The sequence below is a fragment of the Rhizobium sp. No.120 genome (genome assembly GCF_054558365.1).
In genome coordinates this window covers 585,514-598,838 of record NZ_BAAJNQ010000003.1, presented here as the reverse complement: position 1 = coordinate 598,838, position 13,325 = coordinate 585,514, and the positions used below count along the sequence as shown (strand labels likewise).

Here is a 13,325-nt window from a genome sequence, read left to right as displayed (position 1 = left end):
GTTGCACCATAGCTGTTCCGGCAGTCCGGAGCTCAATACTAAGGTAAATGCCTTTATATAGGATGCCAATACTAAGGCAAGTGCCTTATTGTTGTTGACTGAAGCCCAAACTCGTTTTAGTGAGTTCCATGCCTTACCATTCGACTCCCCTCGATCTCGCTTTTCATGCGCTCAGCGACCCGACCCGGCGCGCGGTGGTATCGCGGCTGGCTGAGGGCGAGGTGCCTGTCAGCATCCTTGCCGAACCTTTCGACATGGCGCTGCCCTCCTTCGCCCAGCATCTCAAGGTGCTGGAAGATTGCGGATTGATCACCAGTGAGAAGCGGGGGCGCAGTCGCTGGTGCCGATTGGTGCAGGCGCGCTTCGACGAAGCGGCGAACTGGATGGAAGCGGAGCGCAGGCGCTGGACCGAGCGATTGGATCGCCTGGAAGTTTACTTGGATAAGAGGGAAGAGGATGATTGAGAACATGGCGAACCCGTTCGGCACTTGGGCGCTCGATAGGGAGATCGTGCTGGTGAAACTGCTGAATCATCCGCGCGACAAGGTCTTTGCAGCTTGGATGGACCCGAAGGCACTCGCCGAATGGTACGGTCCGGCCGGATTCAGCATCGAAAACCACGAGGCTGACATCCGCGAGGGCGGGATTTGGCGATTCGACATGGTGGGTGTGTTCGAGGGCCGGGCGCAGCGCTTTGCGAACCTCATGCGCTTTCTGGAGATCGTCCCGAACGAGCGGATTGTGATGGACCATGGCACGCCCGATCCCAATGACCCCGATCGTTTCCGCGTCACGGTAACCTTCGATGAGCAAGCCGACGGCAAGACGGTTCTTACCCTGCGCCAGCTCCACCCCAGCCCCGAGCGACGCCGGATTGTCATCGGCTTCGGCGCGGTCGAATACGGGCTCCAGACGCTGGATGGCCTCGCAGCATGGTTGGACGGCTGAGATGTGACCCATCGTGCGTACGTCAGCTGGCGTTCGCTAAGACGCTTTGCGACATGCGGGATCGGTGGCCAAGTGTGCCGAAAGAAAAGACCCTTTCAGAAGGGAGCGTTGTGAGAAAGCGCGGACAGGCAGATCCTAGCCTTCCCGTATGCGATCACTTTTGTTCAAGACGCGCGGGAGCCGGCGCGCTAATCTTCGGGGATGCAGAACGTTTCGCAGAAAGAGGCGGCTGACGCCATGCCGCTTGCCAAGGTAGAGTCGACCCGCTTCTGGCGAGACAGTCGCTTTCGCGGCATGGAATGCCTGAGCGCAAGCTTCGTGACGCATGAATATGCGCCGCATGCGCACGACACCTTCAGCATCGGAACGATTGAAAGAGGCAGCCAGATCACCACGCTGCTCGGCAGTCGGGAAGAAGCTGGACCGGGCGATCTCTATATGATCAATCCTGGAGTAGTGCATGACGGCGTTCCGGGCGGCGAAGGCTATCGCTACCGCATGATCTATCCGGACACGAAGCTCTTCGTCGACATTCTGGAAGACGTCACGGGCAAAGCCTTCAACACGACGCCATCTTTCTCCCCTTCATTGTTGCGCGATCCGCAGCTCGCCAGCGCCTTCCACAAGGCGCACCGCACACTCGAAAGCGGCGCCGGCGCGCTGGAATCCGATGAAGGCATGTTCTCGGTGCTGGCGGCGCTCTTTGCGCGCTACGGCAGCACGATCGTCCTTCCCGTCGATACCAAGGAGCGCAGCGCCGTCGCGCGCGCCCGCGATTATCTCACTGAGAATTTCGACAGCGATATCGAATTGGAGGAGTTGGCCAAGGTCGCGGGGCTGAGCCGCGCGCACCTGATCCGCGCTTTCCGCAGAGAGTATCATATCACGCCCCATGCCTTTCTGACCGACAGGCGTATCATCGTTGCCCGCCGATTGCTCAGGGAAGGCCGCATGCCCGCCGATGTTGCCATGGAATGCGGTTTCGCCGATCAGGCGCATTTCACGCGCCACTTCAAATCGCGCACCGGCGTCACGCCGGGCCAGTTCCGCGTCGGCTAGCGTATTCCAGGAAAAGTGCGCAGCGGTTTTCGTCCGGAATGCGTCAGATCACTTTTGTTCAATACAGCGCCGGCTGCCGTCGGCTACCTCTCCGTCATTGTTGAAGTGGAGGTTGCCAATGTTGCAGCAAAGCCGGCCGGGCGGCGAATTCAAAGCCGGGATGCATGCCATTTTTCCGCTGATCGTCGCGGTGGTGCCGATCGGCCTCGTGTTCGGCGCGGTTTCGGCGACCAAGGGGCTTTCACCGCTGGAGACCACGCTGATGAGCGCGCTCGTCTTCGCCGGCGGTTCGCAATTCGTGGCGATGGATATCTGGACACATCCCGCAAGCTGGATTGGCGCCGGCTTTGCGGCCTTGCTCGTCAATGTCAGGCACCTGCTGATGAGCGCTTCGATCGGCACGAAGATGCAGTCTTTCACCGGCATCAAACGCTATCTAGCCATGCTGTTTCTCGCTGATGAGATTTGGGCCATGGCGGAATTCCGGGCCGGCACGATGCGGCTCACGCCCGCCTGGTATGCGGGCATCGCCACGCCCTTCTACTTGGCATGGATCGGCTCGTCGCTTGCGGGCGCCTTGCTTGGCGCCTTTCTCGGCGATCCCGCCGTCATCGGTCTCGACTTTGCCTTTCCGGCCGTCTTCATCGTGCTGGTCATGGGCTTCTGGAAAGGATCGGAAACCGGCGCGGTGCTTGCCGCAAGCGGAATTGCAGCCGTTACAGTCCACCAGTTCGTGCCTGGTGTCTGGCATATTGCAGCCGGCGCGCTGGCAGGGCTGGCAATGGCCTTTTGGAAAGGCAGGGCGCGGGAGCATGCGGCATGACGCTCGATCTCAACACTCTGCTTGCCATCCTCGCCATGGCTGCCGCAACGATCTTCACCCGTGTTGGCGGCCTCGTCTTGATTCACTACGTGAAGATTGACGAGCGCGGGCGCACTGCAATCGAGGCCATTCCTCCGGCCGTGCTGATGGCTGTCATTTCCCCGGCTGCTTTTGCTACCGGCTGGGCGGAGACGATGGCCTGCGCGGTCACCGCAATCGCCTCCCGCCGTTTGCCCATGCTGGCAAGCGTTGTTGTCGGTGTTGCGACGGTGGCTTTGCTGCGGGCTGCGGGACTCTGAAGCCTATCCGGGAAACGTGCGAAGCGGTTCTCATCCCAGCGGAACATTGACGCGGCAGGCGTCAATGTTCTTCGTACTGGGTGAAAGACGGGTCGGCGAGGTCGGCAAAGCGGGTGAATTCCGACTGGAAGGCCAGCTTCACCGTGCCCGTCGGCCCGTGACGCTGCTTGGCGATGATGACATCGGCCGTGCCCTTCACGCGATCGAACAGGGCTTCCCATTCCGCATATTTCGGATCGTTCGGATCGCGCGGCTCCTGGTTCTTCACGTAATATTCCTCTCGGAACACGAAGAGCACCACGTCGGCGTCCTGCTCGATCGAGCCGGATTCACGCAGGTCCGAAAGCTGCGGCCGTTTGTCGTCACGGCTTTCGACCGCACGCGAGAGCTGGGAGAGCGCCACGATCGGAACGTTAAGCTCCTTGCCGAGCGCCTTCAGGCCGGTGGTGATTTCGGTGATTTCCTGAACGCGGTTCTCGCCCGACTTCTTCGAACCGGTCATGAGCTGTACGTAGTCGACGACCAGAACGTCGAGGCCGCGCTGGCGTTTCAGGCGGCGCGCGCGGGCCGCGAGCTGGGCGATGGAGATACCACCCGTCTGGTCGATATAGAGCGGCACCTTCTGCATCATCATCGAGCAGGCCACCAGCTTTTCGAAATCGGCATCGTTGATATCGCCGCGACGGATCTTCGATGAGGAGACTTCCGTCTGCTCGGAGATGATACGCGTGGCAAGCTGTTCCGATGACATTTCCAGCGAGTAGAAGCCGACGACGCCGCCATTCTTCGCTTTCATCGAGCCATCAGGCTGAACTTCGCCCTCGTAGGCGGCGGCGATATTATAGGCGATGTTGGTGGCAAGCGAGGTCTTGCCCATGCCGGGGCGGCCGGCAAGGATGATCAAGTCGGAGCGCTGCAGGCCGCCCATCTTGCTATCAAGCGAGTGGATGCCCGTGGAGATGCCGGAGAGGCCGCCGTCACGCTCCTTGGCAACGGCGGCCATGTCGATCGCCAGCGCCACAGCGTCGTTGAAGGATTGGAAACCGCCGTCATAGCGGCCATTCTCGGCAAGCTCGAACAGCCGGCGCTCCGTATCCTCGATCTGCGTCTGCGGCGGCATGTCGAGCGGCGCGTCATAGGCGATGTTGACCATGTCTTCGCCGATGGTGATCAGCGCGCGGCGCAGTGCCAGGTCGTAGATGGCGCGGCCGTAATCTTCCGCATTGATGATCGACACGGCTTCGACGGCGAGGCGCGCGAGATATTGCGCGACCGTCATGTCGCCGACCTTCTCGTCCGCCGGCACGAAGCTCTTGATCGTCACCGGGTTGGCGGTCTTGCCCATGCGGATGATATCGCCGGCAACCTCGAAGATCTTGCGGTGTAGCGGTTCGTAAAGATGGATCGGCTTCAGGAAGTCCGAGACGCGGTAATAGGCATCGTTATTGACGAGGATGGCGCCGAGCAGAGCCTGTTCCGCCTCAATGTTATTGGGCGCTTCGCGATAGTGCTGGTCGGCGGGAGCAATGGCGGCGAGCTTGCGCGCAGCTTCGTTCATTTTCCATCTCTTCGTACTTTAGGGTGTCGTCTGGTTTGCGATGATCCTGTGTCATGGTCAACCGTGCAAACGGGTGGCCATACCGACCTATCAACGTTGTTCCACTCGTCCACAGGGACAAGCTTCCGCCACATAAAAAATCCCTTGTGGCCACTTCGCAACGCAAAGATCGACACACGAATCACTTATGCAAATTATCCGTGGGGAATATTTTAGCCGGGTCTTTCGCTGCACGCATCAACTCTTGCGGCTATCCTGCTTGAAAAGCTGGGAAAGTCCAGGTATTCCCTTGAGTTAGGGTAGGATGCTAATAGTATAAAGTTGCAATAATGCCAGGTGCGCCATCAAGACAAGAACTCTTCGACGACCTCTCCGCGTTCAATCGCAAGCTGAGGGCGGCTTTCGACGCTCTCGTTCGAGAGCACGGCATGACCCTTTCCCGCGCGAGGGTTTTTCGCAAGCTCTCCCGCCGGGACGGAATAAACCAGAGGGAACTTGCCGACGAGCTGGAGCTGGAAACGCCGACGCTCGTGCGCATCCTCGATGCCATGGAGGCGCAGAATTTCATCGAGCGCCGCGCCGCCGTATCCGATCGCCGCGCCAAGCAGATCTTCATGACGGAATCTGGAAAAGTCGTTGCCGCCGAGGTCGAGGCTCTTGCCACCAGTGTGCGTGCGGATATCTTGGAGGGGATTTCGGACGAGGATGTCGGGATGGCGCTGAAGGTTATCCGTGCCATGACTGCCAATCTCCAGAATATCGGCAAATCATGAGGTAATGAATGAGCGGGGATCCGGGCCCGGTCGCCAATGCGCAAGCCAACGCCGTCCCGCCCGCTCCACCGCCTATGCCGGGCTGGAAGGTGCCGCTCTATATTGCGGCATCCGTCATGTTCTTTCTGACGCAGGGCCTGGGTCTCAATCTCGCCTTCGCCAATCTGACCCAGATTCAGGGAACCATCGCGGCAACGACCACCGAATCCGCATGGCTCTCTGCTGCCTATATGGCGCCCAATGTCAGCCTCGCCATCGCGCTCGTAAAGATCCGCCTTCAATATGGTGTGCGCAATTTCGCCGAGGTCAGCATTCTCGGCTTCGTGCTTGCCTCGCTGCTCAATCTTTTCGTTTCCGACCTGCATTCTGCGATCGTCGTCCGCTTTCTGAGTGGGATTGCCGGCGCGCCGCTCTCGACGCTCGGCTTCCTTTATATGCTGGAGGCCTTCGAGCCGGCGAAGAAGATGACGATCGGCGTCAGTCTGGCGATGATGAACACGCTGCTTGCCGCTCCCATCACCCGCCTCGTGTCGCCCTCGCTACTCGATTATGGCGAATGGCGCGGTCTCTATACGCTTGAAATGGCATTGGCTCTGCTCGTCATGCCGATCATCTATCTGCTGCCGCTGACGCCGCCGCCGCGCGTCAAGGTTATCGTGCTGGGCGATATCTTCAGCTATCTTCTTGTGGCGATCGGTTTCGGCTGTCTTGCCGTCGCCCTATCGGTCGGGCGCCTCTACTGGTGGCTCGAGGTGCCATGGCTCGGGGTCGTCCTGGTGATTGCTATCACATCCCTGACCGTCGCTATTGTCGTCGAACTGAGGCGGTCGACGCCTTTGATCGACGTTCGCTGGCTGCTGCGTCCAGAAATTCTGCATCTGACGGCGATCCTTCTGGTCTTCCGCATCATTGCCGCCGAGCAGACCTCCGTCATCATGACCTTCTATCAGAACGCTGTCGGCCTGCTCTATGATCAGCTTTCCGTGCTTTACTGGATCATCCTGGCCTTCTCCATCATCGGGGGCCTCATCTGCACTGTATTCATGAGCTACGGCTTCAGCTGGCAGATCCAGTTCGTCGCGCTCATTCTGATGGGCGTGGGTTCTCTGATGGACTCGCAGGTGACAAACCTGACCCGGCCAGAGCAGATGTATTTTAGCCAGGCATTGGTGGCGGCCGGTGCGGCCCTCTTCTTGCCGCCCTCCATGTCGCAAGGCTTCAAGGAGGCTATATCCAAAGGCCCGCCCTATCTGGTGACGTTCTTCGTCGTCTTCACCTTCACGCAAAGCATCGGCGGTCTGATCGGCTCGGCCTTCTACGGCACGCTGATCACCATTCGCGAGAAGTTCCATTCTGCCGTCCTGACCGAGCGCGTGCTGCTGACGGATCCGCATGTGGCCACACGGGTCGGCCAGCTTTCATCCTCCTATGGCAAAGTCATCGGTGACAGCATGCTTCTGAAGGGAGAGGGGGTAGCGTTGCTCGGCGCGCAGGTCAGCCGCGAGGCCAATATGCTTGCCTATGGAGATGCCTTCTTCACTGCCGCCGTAATCGCCTTCCTGTCGCTCGCCGGCCTCTCAATCCATGTTCTCTTCCGTTTCGTCAGGGCTCGCCTGGCCGGCGATCGGGTAGAGATCGCGACATCCAACCCATGAGGATATGAAATAGCTCCATGTCGAGGCTCGTTCGCTCCCCCATCGAAGTCATCGCCGTTCTCGCCGGCATCGGCGGTGTCATGCTGGTGCTCTATGCTTGGCATCTGCCGCCGTTCAAAACCTCGGTCGAGACGACGGACGACGCCTATGTCAAAGGCTATGTCACGACCATCAGCCCGCAGGTCAGCGGCTATATCACCGACGTGCCGATCAAGGACTACAAGCTCGTCAAGGAAGGCGATGTGCTCGCCCAGATCGATAACCGCATCTATAAGCAGAAGGTGGCCCAGGCCCACGCGACGCTGGACGGACAGAAGGCGGCGCTCGCCAATTCGCAGCAGCAGGAGCAGGCCGCCAAGGCCGGCATTGCCTCCAGCCAGGCGCAGATCGATAGCGCCAATGCGGCCTTGAAGCGTGCCCAGCTCGCCTTCGATCGCGTGACGACACTGGTTTCCAGAGGTGTCTCGACCACGAGTGATTCCGAACAGGCACAGGCGACGCTGCAGCAGGCTCAGGCCTCGGTCAACCAGGCGAAAGCTGCCTTGGACGTCTCCCAACAGAACCTGACGACGATCATCGTCAACCGCGCCTCGCTCGAGGCCGGCGTCAGCGGTGCGGAAGCTGCCGTACAGCTTGCCGATATCGATCTCGACAATACGACAATCAGGGCGCCGCAGGACGGCCGCGTCGGCGAGGTCGGCGTCCGCCTCGGCCAATATGTGACGCCTGGCACGCAGCTGATGAACCTGGTGCCGAAGGATGTCTGGGTTATCGCCAATTTCAAGGAAACGCAACTCGATGGTATGAAGCTCGATCAGCCCGCCACGATCTCCGTCGATGCGCTCGGGCATCGCGAGATCAAGGGCCGCATCCAGCGCTTCTCCCCGGCGGCAGGTTCGGAATTTGCCGTTATCAAACCCGATAATGCCACGGGCAATTTCACCAAGGTCGCCCAGCGTATCGGAGTCAGGATCAAGATAGAAGATGGACAGCCTCTGGCGGATCAGCTGGCGCCCGGCATGTCCGTCGTCGTTTCGATCGACAAGGATTCGGCTCCGTTGCCAGAGCCCAGGACTGGTGACTGAAAATCGGGCTTTGTCCTGTGCAAGGCAGGATATTGCGCCGAGCTTTATACAATAACGCGCTCCATCCTTACCTTTGAGGCGCTGAGCCGGGACGGGCGAAGATGGCTCGTCGTTCCAACTAACAAAAAAGCCTGGGTCGAGGACCCAGGCTTTTTCATTCGTAATCTCGGAGAAGGCTTGAAGATCAAGCTTCTTCGTCGCCGTCGCGGTCAGCTTCCGGATCGAAGAAGTCTTCCGGACGCAGGGCGTCTTCGTCAACGCCGTAGATGGCGTCGGCGGAGGTGAGGGTTTCACCCTTGGCCTGACGCTCGGCTTCTTCAGCGGAACGAGCAACGTTGAGCTGAACGTGAATTTCGACTTCAGCGTGAAGTGCGATGGCGACGTCGTGGAGGCCGATGGACTTGATCGGCGTGTTCAGGTGAACCTGGCTGCGGCCGATGTTGAAGCCTTCTGCGGCGAGAATTTCAACGACGTCACGGGCTGCGACCGAACCGTAGAGCTGGCCGGTTTCGCCAGCCGAGCGAACGACGATGAAGGACTTGCCGCCGAGAACGTCGGCAACCTTCTGGGCTTCGCTCTTGCGCTCGAGGTTACGAGCTTCGAGCGTTGCGCGCTCGGCTTCGAAACGAGCCTTGTTGGCGGCATTGGCGCGCAGCGCCTTGCCAAGCGGCAGCAGGTAGTTACGGGCAAAGCCGTCGCGAACCTTGACGGTTTCGCCCATCTGGCCCAGCTTGGAGATGCGTTCGAGGAGAATGACTTCCATTTTCTTGTTCCTTTCGATGTCAGATTTTCGTGTCTTGTTTGGGTGTGTCGGCATTCCTGTTCGGGGTCAGCGATATCGCCTTGCGGGTATCGTAAAGACCGAGAACGAGAACGATGAAGAGCGGCAGCGTCACGAAGAAGCATACCAGGTAGCAGAGGATCAGAACCGGCAGGCGCCAGTCCTTGCCCCGCGTCCGGTAGTGCAGCGAGGCAAAGCCGGAAACTATGAAGCCGGCGCCGAAGGCGCCGAGCACGGCGGCGGCGATGAGAGCCAGGACGCCGCCAAAGAAGATAGCGACGATTGCCACCAGAAAGACGAAGATCGCATTGCGATTCATACGCAGCGACGAGGGGATATCGTCGCGCGGGCGCAGATTGTGGTTCGAGGCTGCGACGATACGGGTCGCCACATAATAGGCGGCCAGCAGCATTATGACCCAGATCATGCCCCAGGCGATCGGGATCATGTAAAGCATCAGCGACTTCATCTTCGCGATCGCAGCCGGATTGAGCTGAAGATCGGGAGACTGCTGGTTCACCGCGGCGATGTAGGCGTCGACGACCTGGCCGACCAGATCGGCACCGTAGCCCATGACCGCTCCGGCGACGATGATGACGACAGCTGCAAGACCGCACAGATGCAGCATGATGTCGGAGAGCGGATACCAGGCCATCAGATTATCCGGCCCGCCAAGTTCGGAGGCGGGACGCGCTAGATTGGCGAGATGGCTGAGCCATGCGGGGATCAGCGTCAGGAGAACGACGAAGAGCCCGAAATAGACCGACTGCGTAACGGTTCCGACGATGCCGGCGACCACGACTGCAACGATGACGGCCATATTGCCCCAGCCGAGGCCGACGATCAGAATCGGGAGAGCGGAAAGTGCGCCGAACAGGATGAACAGTAATGGCTGTACGGTCGCGCCATACACGAGTAGGGCGGCGGTCAGACCGGCGAGCGCGCCGATGCCAAGCTCTTTTGCGTTCAACTTTTTCACGTCGCTGTCCTGCTTCGTATCGAGCAGTTAGAGGATGCCTTCGCCACGCGGGCCTAAAAGCTTATCCCCAACATGGGGTTTCAAGAGGTTCCGATCCGCGCCCATCGCGAAAGGGAGTAGGGAAGGCATCGCTGCCTTCCCTTATTCGTTCTGCATCGGTCGCTATTAAGCGACGACGTAGGGCAGCAGGCCGAGGAAACGGGCGCGCTTGATCGCCTGGGCGAGTTCGCGCTGCTTCTTCTGGGAAACGGCCGTGATGCGGGAGGGAACGATCTTGCCGCGCTCGGAAATGTAGCGCTGCAGGAGACGAACGTCCTTGTAGTCGATGCGCGGCGCATTGGCGCCCGAGAACGGGCAGGTCTTGCGGCGGCGATGGAACGGACGGCGGACCGGTGCGGAAGAAACTTCAGACATCTCTCAAATCTCCTTATACGCGGTCTTCGCGCGGACGGCGCGGACGGTCTTCGCGGTCACCACGGTCCGGGCGCGGACCACGATCGCCGAAGCTGCGCTCCGGGCGGTCGCCATCGCGGCGCGGACGGTCGTCACGGTCGCGCTTCTGCATCATGGCCGACGGGCCGTCTTCGTGCTGCTCGACGGCAATCGTCATGTAACGCAGGACGTCTTCGCTGATGCGCATCTGGCGTTCCATTTCCTGGATCGCAGCGGCCGGAGCATCGATGTCCATCAGGGCGTAGTGAGCCTTGCGGTTCTTCTTGATGCGGTAGGTGAGGGACTTGAGGCCCCAGTTCTCGATACGCCCGACTTTACCGCCGTGAGCTTCGATGACACCCTTGTACTGTTCTACGAGGGCGTCGACCTGCTGAGCGGAAATATCCTGCCGGGCAAGGAATACATGTTCGTAAAGAGCCATGGATAGCTTTGCCTTTCTTGCGTTGGTCTGAACCCGATATTCGGCGGCTAAGCCTCAACGACTGCTCCTGAGAGGGTAAACCCAAGCAAGAAAAGCGTTTCCGAGACGGTCGAGAGCGGAGACACGGGAGGCTGGAACGCTTCCGTTCCGAACGATTCCCTTATCGGAAACCGGCCCTCCGTTCAGCCACCAGCCAGAAGACCGGGTTGCGAACAGGGCGGCTTATACGGATTTTTCTTCGAAAGGCAAGAGTAGGGGTGAAATTATGCCACCTTGCCCGTGAGCGGCGCGATACTCGGGCCAAATCGCGAGCTCCCATCCGCCGCAGCGTTGCACCCGCCGTGCACTCCCATATGATGGAATGCGAATTGCAGCAACAGGGACGGTTCATGCGCATCTTTCTCGTTCGGCACGGCGAATCCCTCGGCAATATCGATGACCAGGCCTATCGACAGTTCGGCGATCATAATGTGCCCCTGACGGAATGGGGCTATCGACAGATACTGGAGGCGGGTGGGGCGATATCAGCCTATCTGAAAGGGCTGCCATCAGCAGAATTGCGCAAGCTGAGCGTCTGGTATTCGCCCTTCCTGAGGACGCGGCAGAGCAAGGATGCCCTGCTGGAGGTTCTGCCCGCCGAACTCATCGGAGATATCAGAGAGGATTATCTCCTGCGTGAGCAGGATTTCGGGCTCTTCACCGAAATCTACGACCATGCCGAACAGAAGCGGAAATTTCCCGACGAGTTCGAGAAATGGGCAAGGCTGCGCAACAATAACGGCAAGTTCTATGCGCGTCCGCCGGATGGCGAGAGCCGCGCCGATGTCGCTCAGCGCGTCCGTATGTTCCTGCAGACCGTCATGCACGACGCCGAAAACGGAAAGAGCAATGTCATCATCGTCGGCCACGGCGTCACCAATCGCGCTTTCGAGATGAACTTCCTGCACCACCCGGTCGATTGGTTCGAGCGCTCGGACAATCCGGGAAATGCCGATGTCACCTTGATCGAGGGGCGGAGTTCGGAAGGCTATCGGTCGATCCTGCTTCACAAGTCGACGGACCGCATGAAAGGGCAGCAGGAACTGAAGGCGGCTTATGGTTCCGAATTGGCGATTGCGCCGAAGACAAAGCAATAGGCCGCTTGCCGTAAGCACGACTTTTTCCCGCTGCCATATGAACCTGCTTTGATTTCCTCGGCAAGGCCGCATCTTTCGAATGTGTGTTTGCAATCATGGCTTGTGAAACGGCCGGAGCTGTGGAATTCATGGCTTGGCTGCAATGGGGGTGGGCTGTGAAGAAAAGCTTTGCTTTGCTGGGTTTTGCTCTGGGCTTCGCCCTTCTTGCGCAAGATGCTGCGGCTCGGTTGAGCTACGACGTTCGGACTGCGGATAATGGAATTACCTATATTACCGTAATTGGCAGCTTCGAAGCGGACGATGATTTGAGCTTATTCCGCGATAAGGCTGTTTCCAGCCACGCTGACTACGTCGGCTTCGACAGCGGCGGTGGAAATGTCTACAAAGCATTGGAACTCGGCCGGCTGATTAGATCTCTGGGGCTCAGCACACTCGCGGTAAGAAGCGCCGAATGCTCCTCGGCTTGTTCCCTGTCATTTCTTGGCGGAGTGGGCCGTTTTGCCCACCCGGGCTCGATCGGCGTTCACAAGTCTTCGTTCAGCGATACAAAAGGAATGGATGTCGAGACTGCCGTAGCAGCCGTCCAACGGCAGACTGCTGACGTGATTGCCTATATGAACGAAATGGGCATCGACCCGGGCTTGCTGCAGCTTACGCTCAAATATGACAGCAACGATATTCGTTATCTGTCATCGAGCGAAATGACACAGTTTCGGGTAACGACCGTGTCATACCAGGAGATTCAGGAGTTCGCAGCAAAGTCGTCGTCTAACAAGGTTGCTGCGGCGAGCGCTGAAGCGCGTAAGGCGGCTCAGTCAACGAGCGAGGAATCGCCGCTTCTGCAAGTTCCGATCCCAAGAAGCGGCATTGTTCAAGATGACACAGGAGCGGCCCTGCTGAAGACAAGCCGGAACATGAGCGCCAAGACGATTGCGGCTCTCCCGAATGGGAGCGAATTGACGATCAAGAAGAGCATCGGCGACTGGTATCGCGTGTCGATCGGCAAGAAATCCGGCTATATGCTTCAGACGTCGGTGTGGGTGCGCGAGTTCGAAGAAAATCGCTTTGGCAAACAATATATCCAAATAATCGTCGATCCGTCGTTGCAGACGGCTATACAGTCGGCCAAAGGGGCAAACCCTCCCATGGCGGTACATCTGACCGTACAGGACAGGTATGCGATTACCATTAAGGACACGTACGATAAAAATATTGCTCCGCTGGTGTATCGACACCTCGTTGGGAGTAAAAAAATCCCTTCGAGCGCCGTTATCACCCACGGCAATAACTACGTTCGCGAAATCTGCTGCAGCGCTCCAACCATGTCGGCCGAATAAACGGGCAAACTCGCCCGC

General features: G+C 59.1%; 15 protein-coding genes. 10 read left to right on the top strand and 5 right to left on the bottom strand.

Annotated features, from left to right (window positions below; translation table 11 throughout):
* Nucleotides 1–128: 128 nt before the first annotated feature.
* The 5 genes from ACYJRZ_RS13630 to ACYJRZ_RS13610 all read left to right on the top strand — a co-directional run bounded on the left by ACYJRZ_RS13630 (nt 129) and on the right by ACYJRZ_RS13610 (nt 3,129).
* Complete coding sequence (locus tag ACYJRZ_RS13630) at nt 129–464, top strand: ArsR/SmtB family transcription factor (RefSeq protein ID WP_459459462.1); 336 nt, start codon at nt 129–131, stop codon at nt 462–464.
* 4 nt (nt 465–468) lie between these two features.
* Nucleotides 469–948 (top strand): SRPBCC family protein, encoded by a 480-nt coding sequence (locus tag ACYJRZ_RS13625; RefSeq protein ID WP_459459621.1) that lies wholly within the window; start codon nt 469–471, stop codon nt 946–948.
* Between the two features lie 237 nt (nt 949–1,185).
* A complete protein-coding gene (locus ACYJRZ_RS13620) occupies nt 1,186–2,007 on the top strand; it encodes an AraC family transcriptional regulator (protein ID WP_459459619.1) in 822 nt (273 codons plus the stop codon).
* 118 nt (nt 2,008–2,125) lie between these two features.
* Nucleotides 2,126–2,830, top strand: coding sequence for an AzlC family ABC transporter permease (locus ACYJRZ_RS13615; RefSeq protein ID WP_459459460.1), 705 nt, complete (start codon nt 2,126–2,128; stop codon nt 2,828–2,830).
* Complete coding sequence (locus ACYJRZ_RS13610; protein WP_459459458.1) at nt 2,827–3,129, top strand: AzlD family protein; 303 nt, start codon at nt 2,827–2,829, stop codon at nt 3,127–3,129. The genes ACYJRZ_RS13615 and ACYJRZ_RS13610 overlap by 4 nt, the downstream gene beginning before the upstream one ends.
* A 61-nt stretch (nt 3,130–3,190) precedes the next feature.
* On the opposite strand, the gene ACYJRZ_RS13605 is transcribed toward ACYJRZ_RS13610, so the two are convergent.
* Nucleotides 3,191–4,687, bottom strand: coding sequence for a replicative DNA helicase (locus tag ACYJRZ_RS13605; RefSeq protein ID WP_069616180.1), 1,497 nt, complete (start codon nt 4,685–4,687; stop codon nt 3,191–3,193).
* 329 nt (nt 4,688–5,016) lie between these two features.
* On the opposite strand from ACYJRZ_RS13605, the gene ACYJRZ_RS13600 reads away from it, so the two are divergent.
* From ACYJRZ_RS13600 to ACYJRZ_RS13590, 3 genes are read left to right on the top strand one after another with little or no spacing between them, the layout of a single operon-like run.
* Complete coding sequence (locus ACYJRZ_RS13600; RefSeq protein WP_069616181.1) at nt 5,017–5,460, top strand: MarR family winged helix-turn-helix transcriptional regulator; 444 nt, start codon at nt 5,017–5,019, stop codon at nt 5,458–5,460.
* An 8-nt stretch (nt 5,461–5,468) separates the two neighbouring features.
* Complete coding sequence (locus tag ACYJRZ_RS13595) at nt 5,469–7,115, top strand: MFS transporter (protein WP_459459456.1); 1,647 nt, start codon at nt 5,469–5,471, stop codon at nt 7,113–7,115.
* Nucleotides 7,116–7,132: 17 nt separating this feature from the next.
* A complete protein-coding gene (locus ACYJRZ_RS13590) occupies nt 7,133–8,200 on the top strand; it encodes an HlyD family secretion protein (protein WP_459459454.1) in 1,068 nt (355 codons plus the stop codon).
* Between the two features lie 184 nt (nt 8,201–8,384).
* Here the strand turns inward: ACYJRZ_RS13590 and rplI are convergent, their stop codons facing one another.
* The 4 genes from rplI to rpsF all read right to left on the bottom strand — a co-directional run bounded on the left by rplI (nt 8,385) and on the right by rpsF (nt 10,834).
* Entirely contained in the window at nt 8,385–8,963 is a 579-nt protein-coding gene (gene rplI, locus ACYJRZ_RS13585; RefSeq protein WP_092710531.1) for a 50S ribosomal protein L9, read from the bottom strand.
* Nucleotides 8,964–8,982: 19 nt separating this feature from the next.
* Nucleotides 8,983–9,960: a DUF2232 domain-containing protein gene (locus tag ACYJRZ_RS13580; protein WP_459459452.1), complete on the bottom strand. Its 978-nt coding sequence runs from the start codon at nt 9,958–9,960 to the stop codon at nt 8,983–8,985.
* Between the two features lie 165 nt (nt 9,961–10,125).
* On the bottom strand, nt 10,126–10,374 hold the full coding sequence (rpsR, locus tag ACYJRZ_RS13575; RefSeq protein WP_004122103.1) for a 30S ribosomal protein S18: 249 nt from the start codon (nt 10,372–10,374) through the stop codon (nt 10,126–10,128).
* Between the two features lie 13 nt (nt 10,375–10,387).
* Entirely contained in the window at nt 10,388–10,834 is a 447-nt protein-coding gene (rpsF, locus tag ACYJRZ_RS13570) for a 30S ribosomal protein S6 (RefSeq protein WP_069616186.1), read from the bottom strand.
* 389 nt (nt 10,835–11,223) lie between these two features.
* On the opposite strand from rpsF, the gene ACYJRZ_RS13565 reads away from it, so the two are divergent.
* The gene (locus ACYJRZ_RS13565) at nt 11,224–11,970 is read left to right on the top strand and encodes a histidine phosphatase family protein (protein WP_459459449.1); all 747 of its coding nucleotides are present in this window, start codon (nt 11,224–11,226) and stop codon (nt 11,968–11,970) included.
* Nucleotides 11,971–12,098: 128 nt separating this feature from the next.
* Entirely contained in the window at nt 12,099–13,307 is a 1,209-nt protein-coding gene (locus ACYJRZ_RS13560; RefSeq protein ID WP_459459447.1) for a hypothetical protein, read from the top strand.
* The last annotated feature ends 18 nt before the right edge of the window (nt 13,308–13,325 follow it).

Excerpts from the sequence above, each read along its gene's own strand:
- ACYJRZ_RS13630 (WP_459459462.1), top strand. The coding sequence starts at position 129 with ATGCCTTACCATTCGACTCCCCTCGATCTCGCTTTTCATGCGCTCAGC.
- ACYJRZ_RS13590 (WP_459459454.1), top strand. The coding sequence starts at position 7,133 with ATGTCGAGGCTCGTTCGCTCCCCCATCGAAGTCATCGCCGTTCTCGCC.
- ACYJRZ_RS13565 (WP_459459449.1), top strand. The coding sequence starts at position 11,224 with ATGCGCATCTTTCTCGTTCGGCACGGCGAATCCCTCGGCAATATCGAT.
- ACYJRZ_RS13600 (WP_069616181.1), top strand. The coding sequence starts at position 5,017 with ATGCCAGGTGCGCCATCAAGACAAGAACTCTTCGACGACCTCTCCGCG.
- rpsF (WP_069616186.1), bottom strand. The coding sequence starts at position 10,834 with ATGGCTCTTTACGAACATGTATTCCTTGCCCGGCAGGATATTTCCGCT.
- rpsR (WP_004122103.1), bottom strand. The coding sequence starts at position 10,374 with ATGTCTGAAGTTTCTTCCGCACCGGTCCGCCGTCCGTTCCATCGCCGC.
- ACYJRZ_RS13610 (WP_459459458.1), top strand. The coding sequence starts at position 2,827 with ATGACGCTCGATCTCAACACTCTGCTTGCCATCCTCGCCATGGCTGCC.
- ACYJRZ_RS13560 (WP_459459447.1), top strand. The coding sequence starts at position 12,099 with ATGGCTTGGCTGCAATGGGGGTGGGCTGTGAAGAAAAGCTTTGCTTTG.
- ACYJRZ_RS13595 (WP_459459456.1), top strand. The coding sequence starts at position 5,469 with ATGAGCGGGGATCCGGGCCCGGTCGCCAATGCGCAAGCCAACGCCGTC.
- ACYJRZ_RS13615 (WP_459459460.1), top strand. The coding sequence starts at position 2,126 with ATGTTGCAGCAAAGCCGGCCGGGCGGCGAATTCAAAGCCGGGATGCAT.
- ACYJRZ_RS13605 (WP_069616180.1), bottom strand. The coding sequence starts at position 4,687 with ATGAACGAAGCTGCGCGCAAGCTCGCCGCCATTGCTCCCGCCGACCAG.
- ACYJRZ_RS13620 (WP_459459619.1), top strand. The coding sequence starts at position 1,186 with ATGCCGCTTGCCAAGGTAGAGTCGACCCGCTTCTGGCGAGACAGTCGC.
- rplI (WP_092710531.1), bottom strand. The coding sequence starts at position 8,963 with ATGGAAGTCATTCTCCTCGAACGCATCTCCAAGCTGGGCCAGATGGGC.
- ACYJRZ_RS13625 (WP_459459621.1), top strand. The coding sequence starts at position 469 with ATGGCGAACCCGTTCGGCACTTGGGCGCTCGATAGGGAGATCGTGCTG.